This window comes from Salmonella bongori NCTC 12419, assembly GCF_000252995.1.
In the GTDB taxonomy this organism is placed as follows: Bacteria; Pseudomonadota; Gammaproteobacteria; order Enterobacterales; family Enterobacteriaceae; genus Salmonella; species Salmonella bongori.
The window spans coordinates 3305431-3327552 of sequence record NC_015761.1 but is presented as its reverse complement, the minus strand read 5'-3'; the positions used below and the strand labels follow the sequence as shown (position 1 = coordinate 3327552).

General features: G+C 50.5%; 38 protein-coding genes and 1 pseudogene. 34 read left to right on the top strand and 5 right to left on the bottom strand.

Translation table 11 applies throughout. The annotated features are described in order from the left end of the window. Positions 1-17 precede the first annotated feature (17 nt). The 30 genes and pseudogenes from rplC to SBG_RS15695 form a co-directional block, all read left to right on the top strand. Complete coding sequence (gene rplC / locus SBG_RS15840) at positions 18-647, top strand: 50S ribosomal protein L3 (protein ID WP_000579837.1); 630 nt, start codon at positions 18-20, stop codon at positions 645-647. A 10-nt stretch (positions 648-657) separates the two neighbouring features. After that, positions 658-1263 (top strand): 50S ribosomal protein L4, encoded by a 606-nt coding sequence (rplD, locus tag SBG_RS15835; RefSeq protein ID WP_000424395.1) that lies wholly within the window; start codon positions 658-660, stop codon positions 1261-1263. Then, the gene (gene rplW, locus SBG_RS15830; RefSeq protein ID WP_000617546.1) at positions 1260-1562 is read left to right on the top strand and encodes a 50S ribosomal protein L23; all 303 of its coding nucleotides are present in this window, start codon (positions 1260-1262) and stop codon (positions 1560-1562) included. The genes rplD and rplW overlap by 4 nt, the downstream gene beginning before the upstream one ends. A 17-nt stretch (positions 1563-1579) precedes the next feature. After that, complete coding sequence (gene rplB / locus SBG_RS15825; protein WP_000301859.1) at positions 1580-2401, top strand: 50S ribosomal protein L2; 822 nt, start codon at positions 1580-1582, stop codon at positions 2399-2401. A gap of 16 nt (positions 2402-2417) precedes the next feature. Further along, positions 2418-2696, top strand: coding sequence for a 30S ribosomal protein S19 (gene rpsS / locus SBG_RS15820; RefSeq protein ID WP_001138115.1), 279 nt, complete (start codon positions 2418-2420; stop codon positions 2694-2696). Between the two features lie 14 nt (positions 2697-2710). After that, positions 2711-3043, top strand: a complete 333-nt coding sequence (gene rplV / locus SBG_RS15815; protein ID WP_000447529.1) for a 50S ribosomal protein L22 — start codon at positions 2711-2713, stop codon at positions 3041-3043. A gap of 17 nt (positions 3044-3060) precedes the next feature. After that, positions 3061-3762, top strand: a complete 702-nt coding sequence (gene rpsC, locus SBG_RS15810) for a 30S ribosomal protein S3 (RefSeq protein ID WP_000529945.1) — start codon at positions 3061-3063, stop codon at positions 3760-3762. A gap of 12 nt (positions 3763-3774) precedes the next feature. Continuing rightward, positions 3775-4185 (top strand): 50S ribosomal protein L16, encoded by a 411-nt coding sequence (rplP, locus tag SBG_RS15805; protein WP_000941208.1) that lies wholly within the window; start codon positions 3775-3777, stop codon positions 4183-4185. Continuing rightward, complete coding sequence (rpmC, locus tag SBG_RS15800) at positions 4185-4376, top strand: 50S ribosomal protein L29 (protein ID WP_000644742.1); 192 nt, start codon at positions 4185-4187, stop codon at positions 4374-4376. The genes rplP and rpmC overlap by 1 nt, the downstream gene beginning before the upstream one ends. Continuing rightward, complete coding sequence (gene rpsQ / locus SBG_RS15795) at positions 4376-4630, top strand: 30S ribosomal protein S17 (RefSeq protein ID WP_000130101.1); 255 nt, start codon at positions 4376-4378, stop codon at positions 4628-4630. Before rpmC ends, rpsQ begins: the two co-directional genes overlap by 1 nt. A gap of 163 nt (positions 4631-4793) precedes the next feature. Continuing rightward, a complete protein-coding gene (gene rplN, locus SBG_RS15790) occupies positions 4794-5165 on the top strand; it encodes a 50S ribosomal protein L14 (protein WP_000613954.1) in 372 nt (123 codons plus the stop codon). 10 nt (positions 5166-5175) lie between these two features. Then, entirely contained in the window at positions 5176-5490 is a 315-nt protein-coding gene (gene rplX / locus SBG_RS15785) for a 50S ribosomal protein L24 (protein WP_000729185.1), read from the top strand. Positions 5491-5504: 14 nt separating this feature from the next. Beyond that, positions 5505-6044, top strand: coding sequence for a 50S ribosomal protein L5 (gene rplE, locus SBG_RS15780; RefSeq protein WP_001096202.1), 540 nt, complete (start codon positions 5505-5507; stop codon positions 6042-6044). A 14-nt stretch (positions 6045-6058) separates the two neighbouring features. Further along, positions 6059-6364: a 30S ribosomal protein S14 gene (gene rpsN / locus SBG_RS15775; RefSeq protein ID WP_001118932.1), complete on the top strand. Its 306-nt coding sequence runs from the start codon at positions 6059-6061 to the stop codon at positions 6362-6364. Between the two features lie 33 nt (positions 6365-6397). Next, on the top strand, positions 6398-6790 hold the full coding sequence (rpsH, locus tag SBG_RS15770) for a 30S ribosomal protein S8 (RefSeq protein ID WP_000062611.1): 393 nt from the start codon (positions 6398-6400) through the stop codon (positions 6788-6790). A 12-nt stretch (positions 6791-6802) separates the two neighbouring features. After that, on the top strand, positions 6803-7336 hold the full coding sequence (rplF, locus tag SBG_RS15765) for a 50S ribosomal protein L6 (protein ID WP_000091937.1): 534 nt from the start codon (positions 6803-6805) through the stop codon (positions 7334-7336). Between the two features lie 9 nt (positions 7337-7345). Beyond that, a complete protein-coding gene (rplR, locus tag SBG_RS15760; protein WP_000358956.1) occupies positions 7346-7699 on the top strand; it encodes a 50S ribosomal protein L18 in 354 nt (117 codons plus the stop codon). A 14-nt stretch (positions 7700-7713) separates the two neighbouring features. After that, positions 7714-8217: a 30S ribosomal protein S5 gene (rpsE, locus tag SBG_RS15755; protein ID WP_000940121.1), complete on the top strand. Its 504-nt coding sequence runs from the start codon at positions 7714-7716 to the stop codon at positions 8215-8217. A 3-nt stretch (positions 8218-8220) separates the two neighbouring features. Beyond that, positions 8221-8400: a 50S ribosomal protein L30 gene (gene rpmD, locus SBG_RS15750; protein WP_001140434.1), complete on the top strand. Its 180-nt coding sequence runs from the start codon at positions 8221-8223 to the stop codon at positions 8398-8400. Positions 8401-8403: 3 nt separating this feature from the next. After that, on the top strand, positions 8404-8838 hold the full coding sequence (gene rplO, locus SBG_RS15745; protein ID WP_001238917.1) for a 50S ribosomal protein L15: 435 nt from the start codon (positions 8404-8406) through the stop codon (positions 8836-8838). 7 nt (positions 8839-8845) lie between these two features. Next, positions 8846-10177: a preprotein translocase subunit SecY gene (secY, locus tag SBG_RS15740; protein WP_001118864.1), complete on the top strand. Its 1332-nt coding sequence runs from the start codon at positions 8846-8848 to the stop codon at positions 10175-10177. Between the two features lie 31 nt (positions 10178-10208). Continuing rightward, positions 10209-10325, top strand: coding sequence for a 50S ribosomal protein L36 (gene rpmJ, locus SBG_RS15735; protein ID WP_000868187.1), 117 nt, complete (start codon positions 10209-10211; stop codon positions 10323-10325). 146 nt (positions 10326-10471) lie between these two features. Then, positions 10472-10828, top strand: a complete 357-nt coding sequence (gene rpsM, locus SBG_RS15730; protein WP_000090780.1) for a 30S ribosomal protein S13 — start codon at positions 10472-10474, stop codon at positions 10826-10828. Positions 10829-10844: 16 nt separating this feature from the next. Then, complete coding sequence (rpsK, locus tag SBG_RS15725; protein ID WP_001029758.1) at positions 10845-11234, top strand: 30S ribosomal protein S11; 390 nt, start codon at positions 10845-10847, stop codon at positions 11232-11234. Positions 11235-11267: 33 nt separating this feature from the next. Next, positions 11268-11888, top strand: a complete 621-nt coding sequence (gene rpsD, locus SBG_RS15720; protein ID WP_000135226.1) for a 30S ribosomal protein S4 — start codon at positions 11268-11270, stop codon at positions 11886-11888. A gap of 25 nt (positions 11889-11913) precedes the next feature. Continuing rightward, positions 11914-12903: a DNA-directed RNA polymerase subunit alpha gene (locus SBG_RS15715; RefSeq protein ID WP_001162094.1), complete on the top strand. Its 990-nt coding sequence runs from the start codon at positions 11914-11916 to the stop codon at positions 12901-12903. Between the two features lie 40 nt (positions 12904-12943). After that, on the top strand, positions 12944-13330 hold the full coding sequence (gene rplQ, locus SBG_RS15710) for a 50S ribosomal protein L17 (RefSeq protein WP_001216372.1): 387 nt from the start codon (positions 12944-12946) through the stop codon (positions 13328-13330). A 108-nt stretch (positions 13331-13438) separates the two neighbouring features. Continuing rightward, positions 13439-13807: a DnaJ family domain-containing protein gene (locus tag SBG_RS15705; RefSeq protein WP_000266507.1), complete on the top strand. Its 369-nt coding sequence runs from the start codon at positions 13439-13441 to the stop codon at positions 13805-13807. Positions 13808-13817: 10 nt separating this feature from the next. Then, positions 13818-14243: a Zn(2+)-responsive transcriptional regulator gene (gene zntR / locus SBG_RS15700; RefSeq protein WP_000285596.1), complete on the top strand. Its 426-nt coding sequence runs from the start codon at positions 13818-13820 to the stop codon at positions 14241-14243. Positions 14244-14300: 57 nt separating this feature from the next. After that, positions 14301-14501: pseudogene (locus tag SBG_RS15695) on the top strand (alternative ribosome-rescue factor A); the annotation flags it as partial. A 4-nt stretch (positions 14502-14505) separates the two neighbouring features. Here SBG_RS15695 and mscL read toward each other — a convergent pair. From mscL to def, 5 genes are all read right to left on the bottom strand, one after another. Beyond that, positions 14506-14919 (bottom strand): large-conductance mechanosensitive channel protein MscL, encoded by a 414-nt coding sequence (gene mscL, locus SBG_RS15690; RefSeq protein ID WP_000008118.1) that lies wholly within the window; start codon positions 14917-14919, stop codon positions 14506-14508. Positions 14920-15061: 142 nt separating this feature from the next. After that, positions 15062-16438: a Trk system potassium transporter TrkA gene (gene trkA, locus SBG_RS15685; protein WP_000691374.1), complete on the bottom strand. Its 1377-nt coding sequence runs from the start codon at positions 16436-16438 to the stop codon at positions 15062-15064. 21 nt (positions 16439-16459) lie between these two features. Further along, complete coding sequence (gene rsmB, locus SBG_RS15680) at positions 16460-17749, bottom strand: 16S rRNA (cytosine(967)-C(5))-methyltransferase RsmB (protein WP_000744437.1); 1290 nt, start codon at positions 17747-17749, stop codon at positions 16460-16462. Between the two features lie 51 nt (positions 17750-17800). Next, a complete protein-coding gene (gene fmt, locus SBG_RS15675; protein ID WP_001285162.1) occupies positions 17801-18748 on the bottom strand; it encodes a methionyl-tRNA formyltransferase in 948 nt (315 codons plus the stop codon). Positions 18749-18763: 15 nt separating this feature from the next. Further along, positions 18764-19273, bottom strand: a complete 510-nt coding sequence (gene def / locus SBG_RS15670; protein ID WP_000114989.1) for a peptide deformylase — start codon at positions 19271-19273, stop codon at positions 18764-18766. Between the two features lie 131 nt (positions 19274-19404). Here def and dprA point away from each other — a divergent pair, with 131 nt between their 5' ends. The 4 genes from dprA to tsaC are packed head-to-tail and all read left to right on the top strand — an operon-like array spanning position 19405 to position 22120. After that, complete coding sequence (dprA, locus tag SBG_RS15665; protein WP_000198663.1) at positions 19405-20529, top strand: DNA-protecting protein DprA; 1125 nt, start codon at positions 19405-19407, stop codon at positions 20527-20529. Next, positions 20501-20974 (top strand): DUF494 family protein Smg, encoded by a 474-nt coding sequence (gene smg / locus SBG_RS15660; protein ID WP_000460661.1) that lies wholly within the window; start codon positions 20501-20503, stop codon positions 20972-20974. The genes dprA and smg overlap by 29 nt, the downstream gene beginning before the upstream one ends. A 26-nt stretch (positions 20975-21000) precedes the next feature. Continuing rightward, a complete protein-coding gene (locus tag SBG_RS15655; RefSeq protein WP_001129706.1) occupies positions 21001-21555 on the top strand; it encodes a DNA topoisomerase family protein in 555 nt (184 codons plus the stop codon). Next, positions 21548-22120 carry an L-threonylcarbamoyladenylate synthase type 1 TsaC gene (tsaC, locus tag SBG_RS15650; RefSeq protein ID WP_001063611.1) on the top strand — a complete coding sequence of 191 codons (573 nt, stop codon included), beginning with the start codon at positions 21548-21550 and terminating at the stop codon, positions 22118-22120. Before SBG_RS15655 ends, tsaC begins: the two co-directional genes overlap by 8 nt. The last annotated feature ends 2 nt before the right edge of the window (positions 22121-22122 follow it).

Sequence of the window (22122 nt, the reverse complement as noted above, 5' to 3'; positions counted from 1 at the left end):
ATTGAGAGGTTGATACAATGATTGGTTTAGTCGGTAAAAAAGTGGGTATGACCCGCATCTTCACTGAAGATGGTGTCTCTATCCCGGTAACCGTAATCGAAGTTGAAGCAAACCGTGTTACTCAGGTTAAAGACCTGGCTAACGATGGCTACCGCGCTGTTCAGGTCACTACGGGTGCTAAAAAAGCTAACCGTGTCACCAAGCCGGAAGCGGGTCACTTTGCTAAAGCTGGCGTAGAAGCTGGCCGTGGTCTGTGGGAATTCCGTCTGGCTGAAGGCGAAGAATACACCGTAGGTCAGAGCATTAGCGTTGAACTGTTTGCTGACGTTAAAAAAGTTGACGTAACCGGTACCTCTAAAGGTAAAGGTTTCGCTGGTACCGTTAAGCGCTGGAACTTCCGTACCCAGGACGCTACTCACGGTAACTCCTTGTCTCACCGCGTTCCGGGTTCTATCGGTCAGAACCAGACTCCGGGCAAAGTGTTTAAAGGCAAGAAAATGGCAGGTCAGCTGGGTAACGAACGTGTCACCGTTCAGAGCCTGGACGTAGTACGCGTTGACGCTGAGCGCAACCTGCTGCTGGTTAAAGGTGGTGTTCCGGGTGCGACCGGTTGCGACCTGATTGTTAAACCAGCTGTGAAGGCGTAAGGGGATAGCAATGGAATTAGTATTGAAAGACGCGCAGAGCGCGCTGACTGTTTCCGAAACTACCTTCGGTCGTGATTTCAACGAAGCGCTGGTTCACCAGGTTGTTGTTGCTTATGCAGCTGGTGCTCGTCAGGGTACTCGTGCTCAGAAGACTCGTGCTGAAGTAACTGGTTCCGGTAAAAAACCGTGGCGCCAGAAAGGTACCGGCCGTGCGCGTTCTGGTTCTATCAAGAGCCCGATCTGGCGTTCTGGTGGCGTGACCTTCGCTGCACGTCCGCAGGACCACAGTCAAAAAGTAAACAAAAAGATGTACCGCGGCGCGCTGAAAAGCATTCTGTCCGAACTGGTACGTCAGGATCGTCTGATCGTTGTCGAGAAGTTCTCTGTCGAAGCGCCGAAAACTAAGCTGCTGGCACAGAAACTGAAAGACATGGCTCTGGAAGATGTGCTGATCATCACCGGTGAGCTGGACGAGAACCTGTTCCTGGCCGCACGTAACCTGCATAAGGTTGACGTACGCGATGCGACTGGTATCGACCCGGTTAGCCTGATCGCCTTCGACAAAGTCGTAATGACTGCTGATGCTGTTAAGCAAGTTGAGGAGATGCTGGCATGATTCGTGAAGAACGTCTGCTGAAGGTGCTGCGCGCACCGCACGTTTCTGAAAAAGCGTCTACTGCGATGGAAAAAACCAACACCATCGTTCTCAAAGTTGCTAAAGACGCGACCAAAGCAGAAATCAAAGCTGCTGTGCAGAAACTGTTTGAAGTCGAAGTCGAAGTCGTTAACACCCTGGTTGTTAAAGGGAAAGTTAAACGTCACGGACAGCGTATCGGTCGTCGTAGCGACTGGAAAAAAGCTTACGTCACCCTGAAAGAAGGCCAGAATCTGGACTTCGTCGGCGGCGCTGAGTAAGTCGGAGGAGTAATACAATGGCAGTTGTTAAATGTAAACCGACATCTCCGGGTCGTCGCCACGTCGTTAAAGTGGTTAACCCTGAGCTGCACAAGGGCAAACCTTTTGCTCCGTTGCTGGAAAAAAACAGCAAATCCGGTGGTCGTAACAACAATGGCCGTATCACCACTCGTCACATCGGTGGTGGCCACAAGCAGGCTTATCGTATTGTTGACTTCAAACGCAACAAAGACGGTATCCCGGCAGTTGTTGAGCGTCTTGAGTACGATCCGAACCGTTCCGCGAACATCGCGCTGGTTCTGTACAAAGACGGCGAACGCCGTTACATCCTGGCCCCGAAAGGCCTGAAAGCTGGCGACCAGATTCAGTCTGGCGTTGATGCTGCAATCAAAGCAGGCAACACCCTGCCGATGCGCAATATCCCGGTTGGTTCTACCGTTCATAACGTAGAAATGAAACCAGGTAAAGGCGGTCAGCTGGCGCGTTCCGCTGGTACTTACGTTCAGATCGTTGCTCGCGATGGCGCTTATGTCACTCTGCGTCTGCGTTCTGGTGAAATGCGTAAAGTCGAAGCAGACTGCCGTGCAACCCTGGGCGAAGTTGGCAATGCTGAGCATATGCTGCGCGTTCTGGGTAAAGCAGGTGCTGCACGCTGGCGTGGTGTTCGTCCTACCGTTCGCGGTACTGCGATGAACCCAGTAGACCACCCACATGGTGGTGGTGAAGGTCGTAACTTTGGTAAGCACCCGGTAACTCCGTGGGGCGTTCAGACCAAAGGTAAGAAGACCCGCAGCAACAAGCGTACTGATAAATTCATCGTACGTCGCCGTAGCAAATAATTTTAGAGGATAAGCCATGCCACGTTCTCTCAAGAAAGGTCCTTTTATTGACCTGCACTTGCTGAAGAAGGTAGAGAAAGCGGTGGAAAGCGGAGACAAGAAGCCCCTGCGCACCTGGTCCCGTCGTTCAACGATCTTTCCTAACATGATCGGTTTGACCATCGCTGTCCATAATGGTCGTCAGCACGTTCCGGTATTTGTTTCCGACGAAATGGTCGGTCACAAACTGGGTGAATTCGCACCGACTCGTACTTATCGCGGCCACGCTGCTGATAAAAAAGCGAAGAAGAAATAAGGTAGGAGGAAGAGATGGAAACTATCGCTAAACATCGCCATGCTCGTTCTTCTGCTCAGAAGGTTCGCCTTGTTGCTGACCTGATTCGCGGTAAGAAAGTGTCGCAGGCTCTGGATATTCTGACCTACACCAACAAGAAAGCGGCTGTACTGGTCAAGAAAGTTCTGGAATCTGCCATTGCTAACGCTGAACACAACGATGGCGCTGACATTGACGATCTGAAAGTTACGAAAATTTTCGTAGACGAAGGCCCGAGCATGAAGCGCATTATGCCGCGTGCAAAAGGTCGTGCAGATCGCATCCTGAAGCGCACCAGCCACATTACTGTGGTTGTGTCCGATCGCTGAGACTCTGGAGACTAGCAATGGGTCAGAAAGTACATCCTAATGGTATTCGCCTGGGTATTGTAAAACCATGGAACTCTACCTGGTTTGCGAACACCAAAGAATTCGCTGACAACCTGGACAGCGATTTTAAAGTACGTCAGTACCTGACGAAGGAACTGGCTAAAGCGTCTGTATCTCGTATCGTTATCGAGCGTCCGGCTAAGAGCATCCGTGTGACCATTCACACTGCTCGCCCGGGTATCGTTATCGGTAAAAAAGGTGAAGACGTAGAAAAACTGCGTAAGGTCGTAGCGGATATCGCTGGCGTTCCTGCACAGATCAATATCGCCGAAGTTCGTAAACCTGAACTGGACGCTAAACTGGTTGCTGACAGCATCACTTCTCAGCTGGAACGTCGTGTTATGTTCCGTCGTGCGATGAAGCGTGCTGTACAGAACGCAATGCGTCTGGGCGCTAAAGGTATCAAAGTTGAAGTTAGCGGTCGTCTGGGCGGCGCGGAAATCGCACGTACCGAATGGTACCGTGAAGGTCGCGTACCGCTGCACACTCTGCGTGCTGACATCGACTACAACACCTCTGAAGCGCACACCACTTACGGTGTAATCGGCGTTAAAGTGTGGATCTTCAAAGGCGAGATCCTGGGTGGTATGGCTGCTGTTGAACAACCGGAAAAACCGGCTGCTCAACCGAAAAAGCAGCAGCGTAAAGGCCGTAAATAAGGAGCGTCGCTGATGTTACAACCAAAGCGTACAAAATTCCGTAAAATGCACAAAGGCCGTAACCGCGGTCTGGCTGCTGGCGCGGATGTTAGCTTCGGCAGCTTCGGCCTGAAAGCTGTTGGCCGTGGTCGTCTGACTGCCCGTCAGATCGAAGCAGCACGTCGTGCTATGACCCGTGCAGTTAAGCGTCAAGGTAAGATCTGGATCCGTGTATTCCCGGACAAACCGATCACTGAAAAGCCGCTGGCAGTGCGTATGGGTAAAGGTAAAGGTAACGTGGAGTATTGGGTTGCCTTGATTCAGCCGGGTAAAGTCCTGTATGAAATGGACGGCGTACCGGAAGAGCTGGCCCGTGAAGCATTCAAGCTGGCAGCAGCGAAACTGCCGATTAAAACCACCTTTGTAACTAAGACGGTGATGTAATGAAAGCAAAAGAGCTGCGTGAGAAGAGCGTTGAAGAGCTGAACACCGAGCTGCTGAACTTGCTGCGTGAGCAGTTCAACCTGCGTATGCAGGCTGCAAGTGGCCAGCTGCAACAGTCTCACCTGTTGAAGCAAGTGCGTCGTGATGTCGCACGCGTTAAGACTTTACTGACTGAGAAGGCGGGTGCGTAATGACCGATAAAATCCGTACTCTGCAAGGTCGCGTGGTTAGCGACAAAATGGAGAAATCCATTGTTGTTGCTATCGAACGTTTTGTGAAACACCCGATCTACGGTAAATTCATCAAGCGTACGACCAAAATGCACGTACATGACGAGAACAACGAATGCGGTATCGGCGACGTGGTAGAAATCCGCGAATGCCGTCCGCTGTCCAAGACTAAATCCTGGACTCTGGTTCGCGTTGTAGAGAAAGCGGTTCTGTAATACAGTACGCATTCTCAACGAATAAACGGCTCAGCGATGGGCCGTTTATTTTTTCTACCCATATCTGATTTGCGGTGTTATAATGCCGCGCCCTCGATATGGGGTTTTTTTAACGACCTGATTTTCGGGTCTCAGTAGTAGTTGACATTAGCGGAGCACTAAAATGATCCAAGAACAGACTATGCTGAACGTCGCCGACAACTCCGGTGCACGTCGCGTAATGTGTATCAAGGTTCTGGGTGGCTCGCACCGTCGCTACGCAGGCGTAGGCGACATCATTAAGATCACCATCAAAGAAGCAATTCCGCGTGGTAAGGTCAAAAAAGGTGATGTGCTGAAGGCGGTAGTGGTGCGCACCAAGAAGGGTGTTCGTCGCCCGGACGGTTCTGTCATTCGCTTCGATGGTAATGCATGCGTTATTCTGAACAATAACAGCGAGCAGCCTATCGGTACGCGTATTTTTGGGCCGGTAACTCGTGAACTTCGTAACGAGAAGTTCATGAAAATTATCTCTCTGGCACCAGAAGTACTCTAAGGAGCGAATCATGGCAGCGAAAATCCGTCGTGATGACGAAGTTATCGTGTTAACCGGTAAAGATAAAGGTAAGCGCGGTAAAGTTAAGAATGTCCTGTCTTCCGGCAAGGTCATTGTTGAAGGTATCAACCTGGTTAAGAAACACCAGAAGCCGGTTCCGGCTCTGAACCAACCAGGCGGCATCGTTGAAAAAGAAGCTGCAATTCAGGTTTCTAACGTTGCTATCTTCAATGCGGCAACCGGTAAGGCTGACCGTGTAGGCTTTAGATTCGAAGACGGTAAAAAAGTCCGTTTCTTCAAGTCTAACAGCGAAACTATCAAGTAATTTGGAGTAGTACGATGGCGAAACTGCATGATTACTACAAAGACGAAGTAGTTAAAAAACTCATGACCGAGTTTAACTACAATTCTGTCATGCAAGTCCCTCGGGTCGAGAAGATCACCCTGAACATGGGTGTTGGTGAAGCGATCGCTGACAAGAAACTGCTGGATAACGCAGCAGCAGACCTGACAGCAATCTCCGGTCAAAAACCGTTGATCACCAAAGCACGCAAATCTGTTGCAGGCTTCAAAATCCGTCAGGGCTATCCGATCGGCTGTAAAGTAACTCTGCGTGGCGAACGCATGTGGGAGTTCTTTGAGCGCCTGATCACTATTGCTGTTCCTCGTATCCGTGACTTCCGTGGCTTGTCCGCTAAGTCATTCGACGGTCGTGGTAACTACAGCATGGGTGTCCGTGAGCAGATCATCTTCCCAGAAATCGACTACGATAAAGTCGACCGCGTTCGTGGTTTGGATATTACCATTACCACTACTGCGAAATCTGACGAAGAAGGCCGTGCTCTGCTGGCTGCCTTTGACTTCCCGTTCCGCAAGTAAGGTAGGGTTACTAAATGGCTAAGCAATCAATGAAAGCACGCGAAGTAAAACGCGTAGCTTTAGCTGATAAATACTTCGCGAAACGCGCTGAACTGAAAGCGATCATCTCTGATGTGAACGCAACCGACGAAGATCGTTGGAATGCGGTTCTTAAGCTGCAGACTCTGCCGCGTGATTCCAGCCCGTCACGTCAGCGTAACCGCTGCCGTCAAACTGGTCGTCCGCACGCTTTCCTGCGGAAGTTCGGGTTGAGCCGTATTAAGGTCCGTGAAGCCGCTATGCGCGGTGAAATTCCGGGTCTGAAAAAGGCTAGCTGGTAATTGTCACCAATTGAATCACGGGAGTAAAGACAGATGAGCATGCAAGATCCGATCGCGGATATGCTGACCCGTATCCGTAACGGTCAGGCCGCGAACAAAGCTGCGGTCACCATGCCTTCCTCCAAGCTGAAAGTGGCAATTGCCAACGTGCTGAAGGAAGAAGGTTTTATTGAAGATTTTAAAGTTGAAGGCGACACCAAGCCGGAACTGGAACTGACTCTTAAGTATTTCCAGGGTAAAGCTGTTGTAGAAAGCATTCAGCGTGTCAGCCGCCCAGGTCTGCGCATCTACAAACGTAAAGATGAGCTGCCGAAAGTTATGGCCGGTCTGGGTATCGCGGTTGTTTCTACCTCTAAAGGTGTTATGACTGATCGTGCAGCGCGCCAGGCTGGTCTTGGTGGCGAAATTATCTGCTACGTAGCCTAATCGGAGGAAAAAATGTCTCGTGTTGCTAAAGCACCGGTCGTTGTTCCTGCCGGCGTTGATGTCAAAATCAACGGTCAGGTTATTACGATCAAAGGTAAAAACGGCGAGCTGACTCGTACTCTCAACGATGCTGTTGAAGTTAAACATGCAGATAATGCACTGACCTTCGGTCCGCGTGATGGTTACGCTGACGGTTGGGCACAGGCTGGTACCGCGCGTGCCCTGCTGAACTCAATGGTTATCGGTGTTACCGAAGGCTTCACTAAGAAGCTGCAGCTGGTTGGTGTAGGTTATCGTGCAGCGGTTAAAGGGAACGTAGTAAACCTGTCCCTGGGTTTCTCTCATCCTGTAGACCACGAGCTGCCGGCAGGTATTACTGCTGAATGTCCATCACAGACTGAAATCGTGCTGAAAGGCGCTGATAAGCAGGTGATCGGCCAGGTTGCAGCAGATCTGCGCGCCTACCGTCGTCCTGAGCCTTATAAAGGCAAGGGTGTTCGTTACGCCGACGAAGTCGTGCGTACCAAAGAGGCTAAGAAGAAGTAAGGTAACACTATGGATAAGAAATCTGCTCGTATCCGTCGTGCGACCCGCGCACGCCGCAAGCTCAAAGAGCTGGGCGCAACTCGCCTGGTGGTACATCGTACCCCGCGTCATATTTACGCACAGGTAATTGCACCGAACGGTTCTGAAGTTCTGGTAGCTGCTTCTACTGTAGAAAAAGCTATTGCTGAACAACTGAAGTACACCGGTAACAAAGACGCTGCAGCAGCTGTGGGTAAAGCTGTCGCTGAACGCGCTCTGGAAAAAGGCATCAAAGATGTGTCCTTTGACCGTTCCGGGTTCCAATATCATGGTCGTGTCCAGGCACTGGCAGATGCTGCCCGTGAAGCTGGCCTTCAGTTCTAAGGTAGAGGTGTAAGATGGCTCACATCGAAAAACAAGCTGGCGAACTGCAGGAAAAGCTGATCGCGGTAAACCGCGTATCTAAAACCGTTAAAGGTGGTCGTATTTTCTCCTTCACAGCTCTGACTGTTGTTGGTGATGGTAATGGCCGCGTAGGTTTTGGTTACGGTAAAGCGCGTGAAGTTCCAGCAGCGATCCAGAAAGCGATGGAAAAAGCCCGTCGCAATATGATTAACGTCGCGCTGAACAACGGCACCCTGCAACACCCGGTTAAAGGTGTTCACACGGGTTCTCGTGTATTCATGCAGCCAGCTTCCGAAGGTACCGGTATCATCGCCGGTGGTGCAATGCGCGCCGTTCTGGAAGTTGCTGGGGTTCATAACGTTCTGGCTAAAGCATATGGTTCCACCAACCCGATCAACGTGGTTCGTGCAACTATTGATGGCCTGGAAAATATGAATTCTCCAGAAATGGTCGCTGCCAAGCGTGGTAAATCCGTTGAAGAAATTCTGGGGAAATAAGCCATGGCAAAGACTATTAAAATTACTCAAACCCGCAGTGCAATCGGTCGTCTGCCGAAACACAAGGCAACGCTGCTTGGCCTGGGTCTGCGTCGTATTGGTCACACCGTAGAACGCGAGGATACTCCTGCTGTTCGTGGTATGGTCAACGCGGTTTCCTTCATGGTTAAAGTTGAGGAGTAAGAGATGCGTTTAAATACTCTGTCTCCGGCCGAAGGCTCCAAAAAGGCGGGTAAACGCCTGGGTCGTGGTATCGGTTCTGGCCTCGGTAAAACCGGTGGTCGTGGTCACAAAGGTCAGAAGTCTCGTTCTGGCGGTGGCGTACGTCGCGGTTTCGAGGGTGGTCAGATGCCTCTGTACCGTCGTCTGCCGAAATTCGGCTTCACTTCTCGTAAAGCAGCGATTACAGCCGAAGTTCGTCTGTCTGACCTGGCTAAAGTAGAAGGCGGCGTTGTAGACCTGAACACGCTGAAAGCAGCAAACATTATCGGTATCCAGATCGAGTTCGCGAAAGTGATCCTGGCTGGCGAAGTCACTACTCCGGTAACTGTTCGTGGCCTGCGTGTTACTAAAGGCGCTCGTGCTGCTATCGAAGCTGCTGGCGGTAAAATCGAGGAATAAGTAGCAGATGGCTAAACAACCGGGATTAGATTTTCAAAGTGCCAAAGGTGGCTTAGGCGAGCTGAAACGCAGACTGCTGTTTGTTATCGGCGCGCTGATTGTGTTCCGTATTGGCTCTTTTATTCCGATCCCTGGTATTGATGCCGCTGTACTTGCCAAACTGCTTGAGCAACAGCGAGGCACCATCATTGAAATGTTTAACATGTTCTCTGGTGGTGCTCTCAGCCGTGCTTCTATCTTTGCCCTGGGGATCATGCCGTATATTTCGGCGTCGATCATTATCCAGCTGCTGACGGTGGTCCACCCAACGCTGGCGGAAATTAAGAAAGAAGGGGAGTCTGGTCGTCGTAAGATCAGCCAGTACACCCGTTACGGTACTTTGGTGTTGGCGATATTCCAGTCGATCGGTATTGCTACCGGTCTGCCGAATATGCCTGGTATGCAGGGCCTGGTGATGAACCCAGGCTTTGCGTTCTATTTCACCGCTGTTGTAAGTCTGGTTACAGGAACCATGTTCCTGATGTGGCTCGGCGAACAGATTACTGAGCGTGGTATCGGCAACGGTATCTCAATCATCATCTTCGCTGGTATCGTTGCGGGACTCCCGCCAGCCATTGCCCATACTATCGAGCAAGCGCGTCAAGGCGACCTGCACTTCCTCGTGTTGCTGTTGGTTGCAGTATTAGTATTTGCAGTGACGTTCTTTGTAGTCTTCGTTGAACGTGGTCAACGCCGTATTGTGGTAAACTACGCCAAACGTCAGCAAGGTCGTCGTGTCTATGCTGCACAGAGCACACATTTACCGCTGAAAGTGAATATGGCGGGGGTAATCCCGGCAATCTTCGCTTCCAGTATTATTCTGTTCCCGGCGACCATCGCGTCATGGTTCGGGGGCGGTACTGGTTGGAACTGGCTGACAACAATTTCGCTGTATTTGCAGCCTGGGCAACCGCTTTATGTGTTACTCTATGCGTCTGCAATCATCTTCTTCTGTTTCTTCTACACGGCGTTGGTTTTCAACCCGCGTGAAACAGCAGATAACCTGAAGAAGTCCGGTGCATTTGTACCAGGAATTCGTCCGGGAGAGCAAACGGCGAAGTATATCGATAAAGTAATGACCCGCCTGACTTTGGTTGGTGCGCTTTACATTACTTTTATCTGCCTGATCCCGGAGTTCATGCGTGATGCAATGAAAGTACCGTTCTACTTCGGTGGGACCTCACTGCTTATCGTTGTTGTCGTGATTATGGACTTTATGGCTCAAGTGCAAACTCTGATGATGTCCAGTCAGTATGAGTCTGCATTGAAGAAGGCGAACCTGAAAGGCTACGGCCGTTAATTGGTCGCCTGAGAAGTTACGGAGAGTAAAAATGAAAGTTCGTGCTTCCGTCAAGAAATTATGCCGTAACTGCAAAATCGTTAAGCGTGATGGCGTCATCCGTGTGATTTGCAGTGCCGAGCCGAAGCATAAACAGCGCCAAGGCTGATTTTTTCGCATATTTTTCTTGCAAAGTTGGGTTGAGCTGGCTAGATTAGCCAGCCAATCTTTTGTATGTCTGTACGTTTCCATTTGAGTATCCTGAAAACGGGCTTTTCAGCATGGTACGTACATATTAAATAGTAGGAGTGCATAGTGGCCCGTATAGCAGGCATTAACATTCCTGATCAGAAACACGCCGTGATCGCGTTAACTTCGATCTACGGTGTCGGCAAGACCCGTTCTAAAGCTATTCTGGCTGCCGCGGGTATCGCTGAAAATGTTAAGATCAGTGAGCTGTCTGAAGAACAAATCGACACGCTGCGTGACGAAGTTGCCAAATTTGTCGTTGAAGGTGATCTGCGCCGTGAAATCAGCATGAGCATCAAGCGCCTGATGGATCTTGGTTGCTATCGCGGTTTGCGTCATCGTCGTGGTCTCCCGGTTCGCGGTCAGCGTACCAAGACCAACGCTCGTACCCGTAAGGGTCCGCGCAAACCGATCAAGAAATAATCGGGGTGATTGAATAATGGCAAAGGCACCAGTTCGCGCACGTAAACGTGTAAGAAAACAAGTCTCTGACGGCGTGGCTCATATCCATGCTTCTTTCAACAACACCATCGTGACTATTACCGATCGTCAGGGTAACGCGCTGGGTTGGGCAACAGCCGGTGGTTCCGGTTTCCGTGGTTCTCGCAAATCCACTCCGTTTGCAGCTCAGGTTGCAGCAGAGCGTTGCGCTGACGCCGTGAAAGAATACGGTATCAAGAATCTGGAAGTTATGGTTAAAGGTCCGGGTCCAGGCCGCGAATCTACTATTCGTGCACTGAACGCCGCTGGTTTCCGCATCACTAATATTACTGATGTGACTCCGATCCCTCATAACGGTTGTCGTCCGCCGAAAAAACGTCGCGTATAACGCTTCGTTTTCCAGGTTTGTTGGAGAAAGAAAATGGCAAGATATTTGGGTCCTAAGCTCAAGCTGAGCCGTCGTGAGGGCACCGACTTATTCCTTAAGTCTGGCGTTCGCGCGATCGATACCAAGTGTAAAATTGAACAAGCTCCTGGCCAGCACGGTGCGCGTAAACCGCGTCTGTCTGACTATGGTGTGCAGTTGCGTGAAAAGCAAAAAGTTCGCCGTATCTACGGTGTGCTGGAGCGTCAGTTCCGTAACTACTACAAAGAAGCAGCACGTCTGAAAGGCAACACCGGTGAAAACCTGTTGGCTCTGCTGGAAGGTCGTCTGGACAACGTTGTATACCGTATGGGCTTCGGCGCCACTCGTGCAGAAGCACGCCAGCTGGTTAGCCATAAAGCAATTATGGTAAACGGTCGTGTTGTTAACATCGCTTCTTATCAGGTTAGTCCGAATGACGTTGTTAGCATTCGTGAGAAAGCGAAGAAGCAGTCTCGCGTGAAAGCCGCTCTGGAGCTGGCTGAGCAGCGTGAAAAGCCAACCTGGCTGGAAGTTGATGCTGGCAAGATGGAAGGTACGTACAAGCGTAAGCCTGAGCGTTCTGATCTGTCTGCGGACATTAACGAACACCTGATCGTCGAGCTTTACTCCAAGTAAAGCTTAGTACCAAAGAGAGGACACAATGCAGGGTTCTGTGACAGAGTTTCTAAAACCGCGCCTGGTAGATATCGAGCAAGTGAGTTCGACGCACGCCAAGGTGACCCTTGAGCCTTTAGAGCGTGGCTTCGGCCATACTCTGGGTAACGCACTGCGCCGTATTCTGCTCTCATCGATGCCGGGTTGCGCGGTGACCGAGGTTGAGATTGATGGTGTACTACATGAGTACAGCACCAAAGAAGGCGTTCAGGAAGACATCCTGGAAATCCTGCTCAACCTGAAAGGGCTGGCGGTGAGAGTTCAGGGTAAAGATGAAGTTATTCTTACCTTGAATAAATCTGGCATTGGCCCTGTGACTGCAGCCGATATCACCCATGATGGTGATGTCGAAATCGTCAAGCCGCAGCACGTGATCTGCCACCTGACCGATGAGAACGCGTCTATTAGCATGCGTATCAAAGTTCAGCGCGGACGTGGTTATGTGCCGGCTTCTACCCGAATTCATTCGGAAGAAGATGAGCGCCCAATTGGCCGTTTGCTGGTCGACGCATGCTACAGCCCTGTAGAGCGTATTGCCTACAATGTTGAAGCAGCGCGTGTAGAACAGCGTACCGACCTGGACAAGCTGGTCATCGAAATGGAAACCAACGGCACAATCGATCCTGAAGAGGCGATTCGTCGTGCGGCAACCATTCTGGCTGAACAACTGGAAGCTTTCGTTGATTTACGTGATGTACGTCAGCCGGAAGTGAAAGAAGAGAAACCAGAATTCGATCCGATCCTGCTGCGCCCTGTTGACGATCTGGAATTGACTGTCCGCTCTGCTAACTGCCTTAAAGCAGAAGCTATCCACTATATCGGTGATCTGGTACAGCGTACCGAGGTTGAGCTACTTAAGACGCCTAACCTGGGTAAAAAATCTCTTACTGAGATTAAAGACGTGCTGGCTTCCCGTGGACTGTCTCTGGGTATGCGCCTGGAAAACTGGCCACCGGCAAGCATCGCTGACGAGTAACCGGATCACAGGTTAAGGTTTTACTGAGAAGGATAAGGTCATGCGCCATCGTAAGAGTGGTCGTCAACTGAACCGCAACAGCAGCCATCGCCAGGCTATGTTCCGCAATATGGCAGGTTCACTGGTTCGTCATGAAATCATCAAGACGACCCTGCCTAAAGCGAAAGAGCTGCGTCGCGTAGTTGAGCCGCTGATTACTCTTGCCAAGACTGATAGCGTTGCTAATCGTCGTCTGGCATTCGCCCGTACTCGTGATAACGAGATCGTGGCAAAACTGTTTAACGAGCTGGGCCCGCGTTTCGCGAGCCGCGCCGGTGGTTACACTCGTATTCTGAAGTGTGGCTTCCGTGCAGGTGACAACGCGCCGATGGCATACATCGAGCTGGTTGATCGCTCTGAATCGAAAGCAGAAGCTGCTGCAGAGTAATCTGCAGTAACGTAAAAAAACCCGCTTCGGCGGGTTTTTTTATATCCGTAATATTCAGACATTATCTACAATGTCTGTACTCTTTTTGTTCATTCCCTGGAGCTTATTATGTGGTTACTTGACCAGTGGGCAGAGCGTCATATAGCTGAAGCACAAGCGAATGGGGAGTTTGACAACCTTGCGGGTCGCGGTGAACCGCTGACGCTTGATGATGATTCACACGTTCCGCCCGAACTGCGGGCTGGCTATCGTCTGTTAAAAAATGCGGGTTGTCTGCCGCCGGCGTTGGAGCAGCGCAAAGAAGCTATCCAGTTGCTTGATATACTGAAAGGTATTCGGCAGGATGAGCCTCAATATCATGAGGTCAGTCGACGTTTGTCTTTGCTTGAACTTAAATTGCGTCAGGCTGGACTGAGTACAGATTTTATGCGCGGCACATATGCAGACAAATTGCTGCATAAAATTAACGACCATTAACGGAGAATGTATGTATCGCATTGGTGAGCTGGCAAAGCTGGCAGAAGTCACGCCTGATACCATTCGCTACTATGAAAAGCAGCAGATGATGGAGCATGAGGTACGTACTGAAGGCGGGTTTCGGCTGTATACGGAAAACGATCTTCAGCGGCTTAAGTTTATTCGGCATGCGCGACAGTTGGGTTTTACGCTTGAGTCGATCCGTGAACTTTTATCGATCCGAATTGATCCGGAACATCACACATGCCAGGAGTCTAAAAGCATTGTGCAGGAGCGACTACAGGAAGTTGAAGCCAGAATTATGGAGCTACAGGCAATGCAGCGTTCGTTACAAAGACTTAATGATGCTTGCTGCGGAACGGCACATAGCAGTGTCTATTGTTCTATTCTGGAGGCGCTGGAGCAGGGGGCCAGTGGTACGACGTCGGGCTGTTGATTTTTTAAACTGACAGGAATACACTCGCGCCGTTAGATCACCCAATCTGGAGATATTATGAGCCGTTATCAGCATAAGAAAGGGCAGATAAAGGATAATGCCATAGAGGCATTGTTACACGATCCCCTTTTCAGGCAGCGTGTCGAAAAAAATAAGAAAGGTAAAGGAAGCTATCTGCGTAAAGGTAAACACGGTAATCGAGGGAACTGGGAGGCCAGTGGCAAGAAAGTAAGGTGCTTTTTTACCACTGGCCTTCTGGGTATTAAGAACGGTTATTTTGCTCTTTCAGTAGGTCGCGGATTTCGCCCAATAGCACTTCTTCTTTAGAAGGCGCAGCCGGGGCTGCCGGCTCTTCTGCTTTTTTACGGTTGAGTTTATTGATAAGCTTAATGGCAACAAAAATAGCAAATGCCACAATCACAAAATCAAATACGTTCTGAATAAACACGCCGTAATGCATGACGACCGCCGGGATATCTCCCTGCGCTTCGCGTAGCGTAAAAGCAAATTGTTTAAAGTCGATCCCGCCAATTAACAATCCCAATGGTGGCATAATGATATCGGCAACCAGTGAAGAAACAATCTTCCCGAATGCCGCGCCAATAATGACACCTACTGCCAAATCCACAACATTCCCGCGCATCGCGAACTCGCGAAATTCTTTAATAAAACTCATTTTTATTCTCCCTATGCAGCTGACGTTTATAAGTTTAACAAATGCTAAGGCATTTTCCATTTACGGCTTCTGTTTAGCTAAATTAATTAAACCTTGATAAATAAAGGGAATTAAAAAGGGCGCAGAAGAAGCGCCCCTTAAATTACAGGAAGAAAGGACTTGGCTGGAATAAGCGCTCGACGTCAGTGATGAATTTTTTATCCGTCAGGAACATAATCACGTGATCGCCTTGCTCAATACGTAAATTATCATTGGCAATCATGACATCGTTACCACGAACAACTGCCCCAATAATGGTACCTGGCGGGAGTTTAATTTCGTCAATGACGCGGCCTACCACGCGGGAGGTGCTTTCATCGCCATGCGCTACGGCCTCGATGGCTTCCGCGACACCGCGACGCAATGAGGAAACGCCCACGATATCCGCTTTACGTACATGACTCAGTAATGCTGAGATGGTGGCCTGCTGTGGCGAAATTGCAATATCAATAACGCTGCCCTGTACAAGATCGACATAGGCCCGACGCTGAATCAGCACCATGACTTTTTTGGCACCCATTCGTTTGGCGAGCATCGCTGACATAATGTTGGCTTCATCGTCGTTGGTGACAGCAATAAACAGATCGACCTGATCAATATGCTCTTCCGCCAGCAACTCCTGATCGGACGCGTCGCCAAAAAAGACAATTGTGTTTTGCAGCTTCTCGGCCAACTCGGCGGCGCGTTGCTGATCGCGTTCGATCAATTTGACGCTATAATCTTTTTCCAGGCGTCTTGCCAACCCTGCCCCGATATTGCCGCCGCCAACCAGCATGATACGTTTGTAAGGTTTTTCCAGACGCTGTAATTCGCTCATTACCGCACGAATATGCTGTGAGGCAGCAATAAAGAAGACTTCGTCCCCCGCTTCCACAATCGTCGACCCTTGCGGACGGATAGGCCGGTCATGGCGGAAAATTGCCGCTACGCGGGTATCAATGTGCGGCATATGTTCCCGCATCGTTGATAGCGCATTACCAATCAACGGACCGCCATAATACGCTTTTACCACCGCCAGGCTGACTTTGCCTTCGGCAAAATTTACCACCTGCAATGCCCCGGGATACTCGATCAGGCGGTAAATATTATCAATTACCAGCTGTTCCGGGGCGATTAGATGATCAATCGGGACGGCTTCGGAATGAAAGAGCTTATCCGCATCGCGAACATAGTCCGGGGAACGAATACGTGCGATACGGTTTGGCGTGTTAAATAGCGAATAGGCTACCTGACAGGCAACCATATTGGTTTCATCTGAACTGGTGACAGCGACCAGCATATCCGCGTCGTCAGCGCCAGCTTCGCGTAGCACGCGGGGATGAGAACCATGCCCTTGTACTACGCGCAGATCGAACTTATCCTGCAAACTACGTAGCCGTTCGCCGTTAGTGTCAACTACTGTGATGTCATTGTTTTCGCCGACCAGGTTTTCCGCCAGGGTCCCGCCAACCTGCCCTGCACCCAGTATGATAATTTTCATCAGTCGTGGCCCGTTATCTCATCACTTTTTGATTAGCTTAGCGTAAAAGAATCCATCACCTTCTTCTGCCCCCGGTAGATTTTGTTGTCCCGGCTGGTCTGGTATTCCCGTTTGGCTAAGCATGGCATTCGGAGTACGTTGCAAAAAAGCGTGGATCTGATCGCTATTTTCTTCCGGTAGTACGGAACAGGTAGCGTAAACCAATGTCCCGCCGGGCTTCAGGCGTGGCCAAACAGCGTCAAGAATTTCCGCCTGTAATTGCGCCAGTTCCGCGATATCGCGATCGCGACGTAGCCATTTGATATCCGGATGCCGGCGGATGACGCCGGTTGCAGAACAGGGCGCATCCAGCAAAATACGGTCGAACTGTTGCTCGCCGCACCACTGCAAAGGGTAACGTCCATCGCCCTGCTTAACCGTAGCCTTCATTCCCAGGCGTTTGAGATTGTCATAAACGCGGGAAAGACGTTGCTCATCGACATCAACAGCCATGACGTGTGCTTCTGGGGCGGCTTCGAGAATATGCGTGGTTTTGCCGCCAGGCGCGGCGCACAGATCCAGAATGTGCTCACCGTTCTGCGGTGCGAGTAATGCCACACAGCCCTGAGCGGAGGCATCCTGTACCGTCACCCACCCTTGATCGAAACCGGGTAAGCTATGTACCGCTGCCGGAAATTCAAGGCGAATAGCGTCCGGATAGGCCGGGTGTGTAAAGCCTTTCATTCCAGCTTCTTCAAGCAAAGCCAACCAGCTATCTCGCGAATGGTGATTACGATTAACACGCAGCCACATCGGCGGACGCTGATTATTGGCCCCGACAATAGCTTCCCACTGGGTGGGGTACGCTTTCTGCAGGCGTTTCAACAGCCAGGACGGATGTAGAAAACGCCCTTCGCTGTTCGCAAATTCAGCCAACAACCCCTCTTGCTGACGCTGAAACTGGCGGAGCACACCATTAATCAGCCCCTTGAACTGTGGACGCTTGATAGCTATTGCACCTTCAACGGTTTCTGCCAGCGCCGCATGTGGAGGAATGCGTGTGTACAACAGCTGATAAAAGCCGACCATAATTAAGTAATGTATGGTGCGCTGTTTGCCGGTCATTGGACGAGACATCAGCTTGTTGATCAGCCATTCCAGTTGTGAAAGGGTACGCAGGACGCCAAAGCATAGCTCCTGAAGCAGCGCCTTATCTTTATCGGACACTTTTTGTTGTAGCGCCGGCAGGACATTACTTAATGATTGCCCTTGCTCGACCACTTTTTCAACGGCTTGTGCTGCCAGGCTACGTATATTGAGTTGTTTTTTCATAACCACAAAATAAAAATGCCCGGAAATACCGGGCGTAAGAGGAGGTGACCGTCAGGCCAGACGGTTGCCAGGAACAAACCATTCCCGACGTGAATTTAAAAGATCCTGGGCACTCATCGCCTTTTTCCCTGCAGGTTGTAGCGAGAGCAGATTGAGAATACCGTTGCCTGTTGCTACCTGAATTCCCTGCTTAGTTGCGTCCAGGATAGTTCCTGGCTCCGCCTGACACGCAGAGTCAATCACCGAGGCACCCCAGACTTTAACTGGCTGCCCGTCAATTTCAATCCAGCTCATAGGCCAGGGATTGAAAGCACGAATACAGCGCTCCAGTTGAGCGGCAGACATCGACCAGTCTATACGGGCTTCTTCTTTGCTGAGTTTTTCGGCATACGTGACAAGCGCTTCATCCTGCACTTCTGGTTTTACCGTACCGTCAGCCAGTTGCTTAAGCGTTTCGATAAGCCCCTGCGGGCCAAGCTCGGCCAGTTTATTATAGAGCGAACCACTGGTATCTTCCGGCGTAATGGGGCAGGCCAGCTTGTGCAACATATCACCAGTGTCCAACCCAACGTCCATTTGCATGATAGTCACACCCGTCTCGGCATCACCTGCCCACAGAGAGCGTTGAATCGGGGCGGCACCGCGCCAGCGTGGAAGCAAGGAGCCATGCACGTTGATACACCCGAGTCTCGGCATATCTAATACCGATTTGGGAAGAATCAGGCCATACGCAACCACTACCATTACATCCGCATGTAAATCAGCAACCAGATGTTGGTTTTCCTGAGGACGAAGCGACGCGGGCTGGAAAATGGCCAGGCCTTTCTCTTCTGCCAGCACTTTTACCGGGCTGGGCATCAACTTTTTGCCGCGGCCTGCTGGACGGTCGGGTTGGGTAAATACGCCGACAACGTTATGTCCAGAAGTTAGCAGCGCGTCAAGATGACGCGCTGCAAAGTCAGGTGTACCCGCAAAAATAATACGTAGTGAGTCTGACACGTTGGTTCTTGTCCTTTAAGCCCGGGCATTCAGGCGGTCGAGTTTTTCTACTTTCTGACGAATACGTTGTTGCTTCAGCGGCGACAGATAATCGATAAACAACTTACCGACAAGGTGATCCATCTCATGCTGGATACAGATTGCCAGCAAACCATCAGCCTCAAGCTCAAACGGTTTGCCTTCGCGATCCAGCGCGCGAATTTTCACTTTCTCGGCGCGCGGTACTAAAGCGCGCTGTTCCGGAATTGACAGACAGCCTTCTTCGATACCCGTTTCGCCACTTTTCTCCAGCAACTCCGGGTTAATGAGTACCAGCCGCTCATCGCGGTTTTCCGAAACGTCAATCACGATGATCCGCTGGTGGATATCGACCTGCGTTGCTGCCAGACCAATACCTTCTTCCGCGTACATCGTCTCGAACATATCATCAACGATACGCTGAATTTCTGCATTCACTTCTTCAACCGGCTTTGCGACTTTGCGAAGGCGCTCGTCCGGAATATGTAACACTTGCAAAACTGACATAATTATCCAGAGTCGTGTTCAGGAGTTGAAAAGATTATTACCTCTATTCTAGACAAATCCCCACCTGATTGACAGCATCAGTGACCAATCGCAAAGATTGTTCAAACTGCTTGTGGCAGGGGAGGGGAGGGATGACCCGCACCGAAATTTGGTTACGTTTAATGTACGTCGGCGACCTTTATGGCGAGGCGATGTTAAAGATTGCAAATTTGCTTATTCACCAGCCTCAAATGAATCACGCGCATCTCCAGCACGTTGGTCTTACCGCGCGGCAAGCTGAACGTTTTTTACAGCTTCCAGCAGGTGCGCTTGAAGAGACGTTACGCTGGCTTGAACTACCGCAGCACCATTTTCTGTGTGCGGATAGTGAGATTTATCCTCCCCAACTGCGTGCTATTGACGATTATCCCGGCGCTATTTTTATTGACGGCGATCCCACCAGCTTGCATACCTGTCAGCTTGCTGTTGTAGGGAGCCGGACATTCTCCTGGTATGGCGAACGTTGGGGACGTCTGTTCTGCGAAAGCCTTGCAAAAAGTGGATTGACGATAACCAGCGGTTTGGCCCGGGGGATTGATGGCATTGCACACAATGCTGCGTTAAGCGTTGGTGGCAAAAGTGTAGCGGTGTTGGGGAATGGCCTGGCAAAGATTTACCCGCGTCGGCATGCTATGCTGGCGGAAAATTTGATTGCCGCCGGTGGCGCTGTGGTCTCAGAATTTCCACTTTCTACACCGCCATTGCCGCAAAACTTTCCACGTAGAAATCGAATCATCAGTGGGCTGAGCAAAGGTGTTCTGGTGATTGAGGCGGCGTCACGCAGTGGTTCGTTGGTGACGGCACGTTGTGCGCTTGAGCAGGGACGAGACGTCTTTGCGATACCCGGTCCCATGGGTAGCCCGGGAAGTGAAGGCACGCACTGGTTAATTAAACAGGGGGCTACGCTTGTGACGACGCCGGAGGATATTCTGGAAAACTTGCAATGCGGCTTACGGTGGTTGCCAGTTACGCCGGAAAATTCACTTTATTCACTAAATCAGAATGAGGTGGCATTGCCATTTCCTGAGCTCCTGGCTAACGTAGGAGATGAGGTAACACCTGTTGACGTCGTCGCTGAACGTGCCGGCCAACCTGTGCCAGCGGTAGTGGCTCAGCTACTCGAACTGGAGTTAGCAGGATGGATCGCAGCTGTACCCGGCGGCTATGTCCGATTAAGGAGGGCAAGCCATGTTCGACGTACTAATGTATTTGTTTGAAACATACATCCATAATGAAGCCGAGCTGCGCGTAGATCAGGACAGACTGGAGCGGGATCTTACCGATGCTGGATTCGATCGCGAAGACATCTACAATGCGCTGCTGTGGCTGGAAAAACTCGCTGACTATCAGGATGGCCTTGCGGAGCCCATGCAACTTGCTTCCGACCCTCTATCAATGCGTATTTATACGGTTGAAGAGTGTGACAGACTTGATGCCAGTTGCCGTGGATTCCTGCTATTCCTTGAGCAAATTCAGGTGCTAAGCCTCGAAACACGAGAAATGGTGATTGAGCGCGTACTGGCGCTGGATACCGCAGAGTTCGACCTGGAAGACCTGAAATGGGTTATTTTGATGGTGTTATTCAATATTCCGGGCTGTGAAAATGCATACCAGCAAATGGAAGAATTACTCTTTGAGGTAAATGAAGGTATGCTGCATTAATAGGTGTTAATGCAGCATGAGTAAATATGGCTAAATCAGCACTGTTTTCGGTGCGTAAAAATGAGCCCTGCCCGCAGTGTGGGGCTGAACTGGTAATTCGATCCGGGAAGCATGGTCCGTTTCTCGGCTGTTCTCACTATCCGGAATGTGATTATGTTCGTCCGCTAAAGTCGTCTGCTGACGGACATATTGTCAAAGTTCTGGAGGGTAAACTTTGCCCTAATTGCGGCGCCGTGTTGGTGTTGCGGCAGGGACGTTTTGGCATGTTTATCGGATGTAGCGAGTATCCCATTTGTGAGCATACTGAACTCATTGATAAACCCGATGAAACTGCAATCGTTTGTCCACAATGTCAAAAAGGTCATCTGGTCCAACGCCGCTCTCGTTATGGCAAAACTTTTCATTCCTGCGATCGCTATCCAGAGTGTCAATTTGCCATTAACTATAAACCCGTAGCCGGAGAGTGCCCGGAGTGTCATTATCCGCTACTCATAGAAAAGAAAACCGCACAGAGCGTAAAGCGCTTTTGCGCCAGTAAACAATGTGGAAAGCCGGTTCCGGCGGAACAAAAAAGTGAATAATAACCTGCCAACGGAATCCATCGCTGCGGCGATAGAGGTTCTGAATAAAGAAAATGTCATCGCGTATCCAACAGAAGCTGTTTTCGGCGTCGGATGCGATCCTGATAGCGAAGTGGCCGTTACGCGTCTGCTGGAACTAAAACAGCGTCCTGTTGATAAGGGGTTAATTTTAATTGCTGCCAGTTTTGCGCAGTTAAAACCGTATATTGATGACAGCATACTTACCGCGGTACAGCGTAAAGTGGTATTTGACTGCTGGCCTGGGCCGGTAACGTTTGTTTTCCCTGCGCCAGCCACAACACCGCGTTGGCTGACGGGACGTTTTAATTCTCTGGCCGTCCGAGTTACCGACCATCCGTTGGTAATAGCACTATGCAATGCGTATGGTAAACCGTTGGTTTCTACCAGCGCTAACCTGAGCGGATTACCGCCATGCCGTACCGTTGAAGAAGTGCGTGCGCAATTTGGCAATGATTTCCCGGTGGTCGAAGGCGAAACGGGTGGACGTGTGAATCCTTCGGAAATTCGTGATGCCCTGACGGGCGAACTGTTTCGACAAGGATAACA